This is a genomic window from Thermodesulfobacteriota bacterium, from assembly GCA_039028315.1.
In the GTDB taxonomy this organism is placed as follows: Bacteria; Desulfobacterota_D; UBA1144; order Nemesobacterales; family UBA2774; genus CR02bin9.
Genome location: JBCCIH010000104.1, coordinates 1 through 8,444 on the forward strand (window position 1 = coordinate 1; position 8,444 = coordinate 8,444).

At 39.6% G+C, this 8,444-nt stretch carries 11 protein-coding genes; 7 read left to right on the plus strand and 4 right to left on the minus strand.

Annotated features, from left to right (window positions below; translation table 11 throughout):
• Positions 1–10: 10 nt before the first annotated feature.
• Positions 11–277, minus strand: a complete 267-nt coding sequence (gene grxC, locus AAF462_07450) for a glutaredoxin 3 (GenBank protein ID MEM7008952.1) — start codon at positions 275–277, stop codon at positions 11–13.
• 142 nt (positions 278–419) lie between these two features.
• Between grxC and AAF462_07455 the strand changes: the two genes are divergently transcribed.
• The 3 genes from AAF462_07455 to AAF462_07465 are packed head-to-tail and all read left to right on the plus strand — an operon-like array spanning position 420 to position 3,314.
• On the plus strand, positions 420–968 hold the full coding sequence (locus tag AAF462_07455; GenBank protein ID MEM7008953.1) for a hypothetical protein: 549 nt from the start codon (positions 420–422) through the stop codon (positions 966–968).
• A gap of 2 nt (positions 969–970) precedes the next feature.
• Positions 971–1,750, plus strand: coding sequence for an ABC transporter permease (locus tag AAF462_07460; GenBank protein MEM7008954.1), 780 nt, complete (start codon positions 971–973; stop codon positions 1,748–1,750).
• 22 nt (positions 1,751–1,772) lie between these two features.
• Complete coding sequence (locus tag AAF462_07465) at positions 1,773–3,314, plus strand: nicotinate phosphoribosyltransferase (protein MEM7008955.1); 1,542 nt, start codon at positions 1,773–1,775, stop codon at positions 3,312–3,314.
• Here the strand turns inward: AAF462_07465 and AAF462_07470 are convergent, their stop codons facing one another.
• From AAF462_07470 to AAF462_07480, 3 genes are all read right to left on the minus strand, one after another.
• Positions 3,315–4,319, minus strand: a complete 1,005-nt coding sequence (locus AAF462_07470) for a carbon-nitrogen hydrolase family protein (protein MEM7008956.1) — start codon at positions 4,317–4,319, stop codon at positions 3,315–3,317.
• A gap of 145 nt (positions 4,320–4,464) precedes the next feature.
• On the minus strand, positions 4,465–5,091 hold the full coding sequence (locus tag AAF462_07475; GenBank protein MEM7008957.1) for an MIP/aquaporin family protein: 627 nt from the start codon (positions 5,089–5,091) through the stop codon (positions 4,465–4,467).
• 165 nt (positions 5,092–5,256) lie between these two features.
• Positions 5,257–6,000, minus strand: a complete 744-nt coding sequence (locus AAF462_07480) for a lytic transglycosylase domain-containing protein (GenBank protein ID MEM7008958.1) — start codon at positions 5,998–6,000, stop codon at positions 5,257–5,259.
• Between the two features lie 394 nt (positions 6,001–6,394).
• On the opposite strand from AAF462_07480, the gene rpmH reads away from it, so the two are divergent.
• The 4 genes from rpmH to yidC form a co-directional block, all read left to right on the plus strand.
• Complete coding sequence (gene rpmH / locus AAF462_07485) at positions 6,395–6,544, plus strand: 50S ribosomal protein L34 (GenBank protein ID MEM7008959.1); 150 nt, start codon at positions 6,395–6,397, stop codon at positions 6,542–6,544.
• Positions 6,541–6,894: a ribonuclease P protein component gene (gene rnpA / locus AAF462_07490; GenBank protein ID MEM7008960.1), complete on the plus strand. Its 354-nt coding sequence runs from the start codon at positions 6,541–6,543 to the stop codon at positions 6,892–6,894. The genes rpmH and rnpA overlap by 4 nt, the downstream gene beginning before the upstream one ends.
• The gene (gene yidD / locus AAF462_07495; protein MEM7008961.1) at positions 6,891–7,115 is read left to right on the plus strand and encodes a membrane protein insertion efficiency factor YidD; all 225 of its coding nucleotides are present in this window, start codon (positions 6,891–6,893) and stop codon (positions 7,113–7,115) included. The genes rnpA and yidD overlap by 4 nt, the downstream gene beginning before the upstream one ends.
• A 10-nt stretch (positions 7,116–7,125) precedes the next feature.
• On the plus strand, positions 7,126–8,444 hold a 1,319-nt coding region (yidC, locus tag AAF462_07500; GenBank protein ID MEM7008962.1), incomplete at its 3' end, for a membrane protein insertase YidC.

Here is an 8,444-nt window from a genome sequence, read left to right on the forward strand (position 1 = left end):
GGCAGTTAATCTATTCATCTATTTCTATCACAAGCAGTTTGTCCAGCTCGCCTTCTCTTTCAAGCGCTGCAAGCTCATCGTAGCCGCCAATAAGCTTGTCATTGATTGTAATGATAGGCACAGTTCTCCATTTGTGCTTTTCAACGAGCTCCATTCTGAGTTCATGATCACTTGTAAGATCGATCTCAACAAATTCAACTCCCTTATTATTGAGAAGACCTTTTGCGGCCCTGCAATAACCACAATAAGTACTTGTATATATCACAACTTTAGTCAAACTTTTACCATCCTTAATAACGTATAGTTATCTAGGCTTTAAGATGCTTGGTTTTTTTAAGAGATTCAAGTATTATTGAGAACCCATCGGCCGAATTTAATTAAACCTAGGGTCTTTAAATCTGGTAAGTTGCAAACATTATATGAGAAAATTTCTAACATCCCTCACCGTATTATTCATGGTTATCATGCTGAGCTCGTGCGGCGTTACAAAGTTCGTTGGTTATTATGCCTCAGCGGGTGATGAAGATCAGGGGGATCTTGAAGGTCAAATATTTAGGAGTGAAGACACATCGTATCAAATTGGCACATTGCCTTCTGGCTGGACAAGGCACAATGTTGAAGGCGGCGACCTGGCTTATAAGAACACTGGTTTTGATGCCACAATGACCATAAACTCAACCTGTAATGAAAAAAAGAAAAATTATAGTCTTAAGGCGCTTTCAGAATCACTACTAATAGGAATAAAAGATAAAGAAGCAATTGAACGAACGGAAATTGCAGTTAGCGGACAGCCGGCACTTAGAACTATATATACCGGGAGCTTAAATGAAGTCCCGATTAAGATTGCAACCGTAGTTTTTAGAAAAGACTTTTGTATATTTGATTTTACTTACGCCTCTTCACCACAGGATTTTGATAAAGGAATAGGTGATTTTGATAATTTTTTATCACAGTTTAAGGCCTTGTAGATATGCTAAGTAACTATTTCGAAAGAGTCGGATCTTATGTAATTAATCTCATCGCCACTTTTGGCGAAATTCTCGAATTTTTATACAAAGCGGTATACGCGACTGTTACCCGTCCCTACAATTTTCGACTAGTACTAGAGCAGATTGATGAAATTGGATTTAAATCAATACCAATTGTTATAGCTGCTTCTATGGCAATAGGTATGGTTATGGTAGTACAGCTAGCGTGGGGATTTGTAAACTTTGGAGCAAAGGGTTTAGTAGGGCCTTTGGTTTCGCTCTCATTTGTAAGAGAGTTGGGACCGGTAGTGGCCTCACTACTTGTTGGAGGTAGAGTTGGCGCCGGAATAACAGCAGAGATTGGCTCTATGAAGGTGACAGAGCAAATAGATGCTATCAGAACTATGGGCGCTGATCCTATGAAGAAATTGGTAGCTCCAAGGCTGCTTGCTGCTATTATATCATTTCCAATCTTAGCTGCTATTGCTGATTTCACTGGTATTTTGGGCGCTATGATTATGTCCAATATTGATCTTGATGTTAAGCCTCAGCTATTTATCTCTACAATGCTTGAATGGGTAACAAAGGAAGATGTTATAAGCGGTATTGCTAAGACATTCTTTTTTGGAATTATTGTGGCTATAACCGGGTGCTATGTAGGAATGAGGGCAGGCGGCGGAACGCAGGGAGTTGGACGTGCTACAACAGAAACTGTTGTTGTGGCTCTACTTTTAATTATCATAGGCGATTTTGTTCTTACAAAACTATTTCTACTCCTATAATGTTTAGATAAACTAAACAGTTATGAACCAAAAAGGGTTTAAAGTCTCAGAAGGGATACTTTTTACCGACCAATATCAGCTCACTATGGCCCAGCTGTTTTTTTCCCTAGGGCTTCATGAAAAATCAGCTCAGTTTGATCATTTCTTTAGAAATTACCCGGACTACGGCTCTCATCAGGCAGGTTACTGTATTAATGCAGGGCTGGAGTGGGCAGTGCGCTGGATGCTGGAATCAGAATTTGGCGATCAGGAGATTTCTTATCTTAAGGATCAAAAAAGTAGTACAGGTGAACCTTTATTTAGAGATGATTTTCTAATATGGCTCAGAGAAAACGGAAACTACAACAATGTAACTCTTAGAGCAATACCAGAAGGTAGGGTAGTTCATCCCAATGTGCCCATAACCGTTGTCCAGGGCCCTCTTGCAATGACACAAATACTCGAGTCAGGGCTGCTTAACAAACTTAACTATCAAACTCTCATTGCTACTAAAGCTGCAAGAATAAAGGACACTGCTAGAGGACAGCCTCTTTTGGAATTTGGCCTAAGACGAGGACAGGATAAAGGGGTAAATGCCGGTGTGAGAGCAGCTCTTATTGGCGGAGCGGATTTTTCCTCGAACGTTGGTATATCTCACGCTCTTGGTTATCAACCCAAAGGAACACATGGCCATAGCATGGTTCAGGTATTTATAGCTATGGGAGAGGGTGAGATAGGGGCTTTTAGAGCCTATGCTGAGCTGTATCCCGATGACTGTCTTTTGTTAGTTGATACTATTAATACTCTAGAAAGCGGAATTCCTAATGCAATTAAGGTTTTTGAGGAATTAAGGCGAGGCGGCCATGAACCGGCCGGAATAAGGCTTGACTCCGGCGACTTGGCATACTTAAGCATTAGGTCTGCAGCTATGCTGGACAAAGCAGGATTCCCAAACACAAAGATTGTTCTTTCAAATTCAATTGATGAACTTGTGGTCTGGCAGATTATTACTCAGATAGAACAAGAGGCTTCAAAATTCGGGGTTGACCCATCTTCTTTGATAAAGCGGCTAGTTTACGGTGTCGGCACTAATTTGATAACCTCAAACGGCGCTCCAGCGTTAGATGGCGTATACAAAATGGTTGCACTCTCTAAAGGCGGCGAATGGACTCCTTCGATGAAGCTCTCTGATTCACCAGAGAAAACTCATAACCCGGGCAGTAAATCGGTCTGGCGCATATATGATACAAGAAATATGGCCACCGCCGACCTATTAACTGCAGCAGAGACAGATCCTTCAAAAATGGACGAGATAGTGCTAAGACATTCCTCTGATCATAATAAGTACAGAGTGTTGAAAAAAAATGAAATGCAAGAAGCCGAGCCTCTTTTAGAGACAGTTCTTGATAAGGGCCAACTTGTATATAAATTCCCTACTATAGAAGAAATAAGAGCTCAACGAAAAGCCGATATGGAGCGTCTGGATTCGGGAATAAAAAGAATTGTTAACCCTCACATCTATCACGTCTCCTTATCAGAGGAGCTTTGGAATCTAAAGAATGATTTAACAAAATCAGCAAAGTAATTATTGTTGCTCGGATATTTTATCTAGTAGTTTCTGAAGTTTTTCTTCAATCTCAGCTTGTCTTTCGGCAATCTCTTTAACTCCGTCAACATTGGAATCACTATCTTTAATGTTGAACTCAAAAATATCTGGTCTTGAGAAATGCCCAGCTCCATCAATAACAGCTTTTGCGCGAAGTATCATGTCGGTATCAATATCTGCATAAACAATATCTTCTTTCCCGTAGACTGGTCCAGCAATGTATTCGCCCCTAGGGCTAATTATCCCGCTTCCTCCGGGATAGTCCCAAAGAGTATTTTCCTTTAGCGCAAAACTATCTGGAATCATATCTTCATTTATATACCCAGAGGAAACTATGACAAATACCTGTCCCTCAAAGGCATACTGTTTGCTGGCGAAGTCCATCGTAGGCTTTACAAAACCGTGACCTGCCCATAGGCCCGCGTGTATTTGCTCACCTTTTGTAAACATGGCATAGCGTGCCAGTGTTAAGTGGTGCTCATAGCAGAAAAATCCCCCTAGCTTGCCAAGACCTGTATCTAAAACCAAAAGATCCTCTGCTCCACCCATGCCCCAAATGCATTTTTCACTATCAATGGACATAAGTTTTCTGTGTTTACCCAGAACTTTCCCATTTTTGCCAAGATATAAAATCGTGTTGTATAGAGTCCCTCCATCTTTCTCGTTGACACCTATTACAACATATGCGCCGGCATTCTTTGCTGCCTTGGCTAATTTATCAGTATCTTTTGAAGGGATTTCAATTGAATTCTTGTGAAGATCCGTAAAAGCGTCTAAAACCATTTTTCTGCCTTCTACAGATCCTAGGTCTTTTGGCCAGTAGGGATAGCAGGGAATAGTGGCCTCAGGAAATACGATTAGGTTTGCTCCGTTTGAAGCTGCCTCTTCAATAAGGCTAATTACTTTTCCTATGGTCTCGTCCTTATTAAGAAAGACGGGCGACATTTGAACTGCAGCAGCAGTAAATTTGTTTTCGTTCTTCATTAGCTTAGTTTCCTTTTAAAATTATCTCACGAAGGGTGAGCTAGTGTCAACGACAAATTATTAGGATTTGAGATTTTGGGGGATTGCGGGCGGTCCCATATAGTTTTGATCTAGGACCGCCCTGTGGTTTATTCTTTAGTTTTTGTTACTTATCGTCAGGATTCATAGCATTGAATGCTACGGCGGCAACTATTCCGCCTAAGAAGTTGGCAATTAGAAATATCCAAATACTTGAGATATCAATAAGGCCCATTGTAATAATACCAACAGCAACTGCTGGGTTAAATGCACCGCCAGATATGCTTCCAACTGCATATGCGCCGACTAGTACCGTAAACCCGATTGCTAACCCATAAAAAGAATTTCCTTCTGTATTCTTAGATGTGGCCACATTTAGAACCACAAAACAAAGTGCGAATGTAAAAAGAAATTCGGCAAGAAGTGAAGGAATGGGGCTTATAACGCCTACTTCAACAGGAACGTCACCTTTAATTAGAAATACAGCAAAGGCTGCAATAATACCTCCGGCAACCTGAGAAACCATATATGCTGGCACGTCACTTCCCGGGCAGCGGCCTCTCATCCAAACGGCGAGAGTAACTGCAGGGTTGTAATGCCCGCCAGAGATATGCCCTCCAGCATAGATCATTACCATTAGTACTGATCCAATAGCCACCGGCGCAAAAATTCCAGCACCCGGTTCAATAACTACCATACCTATAGTCAGAACGAGAAAAAACGTACCTATCAACTCCATTAAGTATTTGCTCATGATTTTATCCTCCTAGAGCCATCTTGATTTATCCTATTAACTCTATGCTAACAGAATTCCTTTAGATAACAAAGTACAATTATCTATAAGCAAATTATAGAATGGTTACAACTATGCTAGGGCTAGAACTACTTGATGTAGGGTGTTTAGATCGTAAGGCAAGTTTTAACTTCTCTTTGCAAGCAAGATACTCTCTTCCTCTAGGAAATTCTTGAACTTAAGTACCTTCTTAACATACTTAGGAGTGGTATTTGCCAATGTTTTACTGTTGGCAAATTTGGTTGGCCCATAGTTATACGCGGCAAGAGCGCTTTCAGTGCTATCAAACCTTTCTTCAAGATAAGAGATATAGTGTATGCCTAGCTTAACGTTTACAAATGGATCATATAAAGATTTGTGGCCTTTATAGGAAATACCCAAGTCTTTTGCTACATATTCACCGGTCTTTGGCATAACCTGCATAAGTCCTATCGCACCTCTAGAAGAGACTGCTTTTGGAGTAAAATCACTCTCAATCTGAATTACTGCTAGGATTAAGTAAGGATCTAGATCATTCTTACTACATTCTTCTACAATAAGTTTTGCCAGTTTACGGGCGTCTGTTGGATTAATGCTATCTGACAATTTTAATATAAATAAGAAGATTTCAGCCTCTTGCGGCGTTATATCCTCTATGGATAGGTTTTCCAAATCTTGAGACCACTCACTACTACTAGAAAAATTGCTGTTTAATAAAGTGATATTGTCAGATCCATTTAAAAATCCTTTGATGCTTGCTGTATTTAATCCAGAGACATTATCGGTTTTTAGAACAAGAAAACCTGCAAGCCCAAAAAATACTACGAATATTGAAATCTTAATTATTCCAAAAAAAGAGAACTTAATATTATTATATAAAGCTTTAAACATCCAAATTACTCCCAGACCCTTTAACCAAATTAGATATTACTAAAGATTAATTCTTATATCTTATAAATGCGGCCTTATCTATGTTTCTAAAGCGGAACTTGAATAGTGGCTCTTGTCCCCTGATCAAGATCAATCTAAGTATTACATAAAGATCTTAAATTTACTACCGCTTTTCGAGTTAAATACTATAAGCATGAAGATATGGTTGTCAAGTAGGTTTCTTCGCAGTTGCGAAAAGACTCTAAATGCCGAATTTGGGCAATATCTAGTTAACAATATCTAATTCTTGACCATGATATAGTTTCGTGTTAGTTTTTAGGTTCTCAAAAAAGTATGGGTTTATTGAGTAAAAGTTAATAAATAAGTTCATAGAAAAAATTAGGTCGTAGAGAAAATGAAGAGAACATATCAACCTCACGTTAAAAAGAGACTAAGAACACACGGGTTTCGTGAGCGCAATAGCACGACTGGTGGTAGAAGGACTCTAAAAAGGCGAAAGGCGAAGGGTAGACAAAGTTTAACAGTTCAGCGCTGGAAGAAATGAGCTTTCTTTTAAATCATAAGTTTCCAAAAGAGTTGAAAATACGAAAAACTTCAGATTATGAAGAGATTTTCGGATCTAGCAAAAGAATTAGATCTAGGCATTTCGACATTCTATACGTAAAGAACTCACTTGGATATTGCAGGGCTGGATTTGTTGTAGGCAAGAAGAATGTACGCTCAGCAGTTAAGAGAAATAGAATAAAAAGGGTGGTTAGAGAGGTTTTCAGGAATAATAAATCCCTTTTTGATTCCTACGATGTTGTTTTTCTGGCTAAAAAGAAGTCAGATACGCTTAACTACTCAAATGTAAAGAAAGAGTTTGAGGAAATAATAAGGTCACAGTTGTCATGAAGACAAGTTATCCGGTTTATGTTGTAACTTTATTAATCAAAGCATATAAATATATTATTTCTCCTATCCTGCCCCCTTCTTGCAGGTTTTATCCTAGCTGTTCAGAGTATGCACTTGAAGCCTATAGGAAGTATGGATTTTTTAAAGGCTCCTATCTTACTCTTAAGAGAATTGGAAAATGCCACCCGCTTTGTGAGGGAGGACATGATCCAGTTAAGTAAAGGATGAGGGATGGATAACAGATTAAATTGGATTATCTTTTTGGTTTTAGCCTTTGCTATAATGATAGGGCAGGCCTATTTCTTTGGCGAAAAACCAAAAGAAGCTACTAAACAAACTCAAACAACTCAAGGCGGAACAGAGTCTTTTCCTACAGAGCCCTCCGGAAGTTCGGATCAGTTCGCAAACTTTGATGAGCCGATTGAATCCTTACAAGAGAGTTCTTCTGCTCCTAAAGGCACCTTAGTTACAATAGACACTCCCCTATATAGAGGGGTAATTGATACCGCTGGAGCCAGAATCGTATCCTGGGAGCTTAAGGACTACAAAGCCACTCAAAACGGAGAGGGCAGCGAGCTGGTCAATCTTTTTAATCAGGCTCACCCTGGCTTTAACACCACATTTTTTGTAAAAGACCGACAAATACCTCAGTTTATTCCATATCAGTATAGTGGAGAAACCAATATTTCTCTCACAGAAGGAACCAAAGAACTTAGCTTTGTCTGGAACTCACCTCAAGGAATAACCATAAGAAATGTAATAACATTAGATTCAACTACTTATATAGTTAAGCAGAATTTTGAGATTACAAATTCAACCGGTAGTCCGCTACAGGAGAGAGTCGTCATTAGGTGGCTCGGCCCAGTTCAGGGTGGGGGAATGACAAGCGGAGTAGACACAAATACCTTTATAGCCTTAGTAGCGGATGAAGTTGAAAGAGTTAATAGCAGCCCAGATAAATCTGAAAGTTTTAAGGGAGTCATAAACTGGTTTGGCTTTTCCGAAAAGTATTTCACATCACTCTTTCTTCCAGAAACTGGAGCTGAAACCCAAATCGAAATCACTCCCGGACAAAGTGAAGGACAGGTCTTGGCAAGGTTTGCCTATCCGCCAAGCACAATTCAGAGCGGCAAAACTAATTTAAAAACTTGGGAAGTCTTCATGGGTCCGCTGGAGCCAAGTTTACTAAAACAAGTCGGATCTGAACTAGACAGGGCAATAAATTACGGCTGGTTTGGTTTTTTAGCCAGACCAATGCTTCAATTCTTAGAATGGTTAAATACCTACTTCCATAACTATGGTATATCAATCATCGTAATTACCATTATTATCAGGGTTCTTTTCTTCCCACTAACAGTTAAATCAATGATATCCATGAAAAAGATGGCGCTTAAGACTGAGAAGCTTAAGCCTGAGATGGATGCAATTAAAGAAAAGTATAAAGAAGACAAGACTAAACAAAACACAGAGCTTATGGCTCTATATTCAAAGCATGGAATAAACCCACTAAGTCAGCTAGGTGGGTGCATGCCGCTACTAATTCAGTTCCC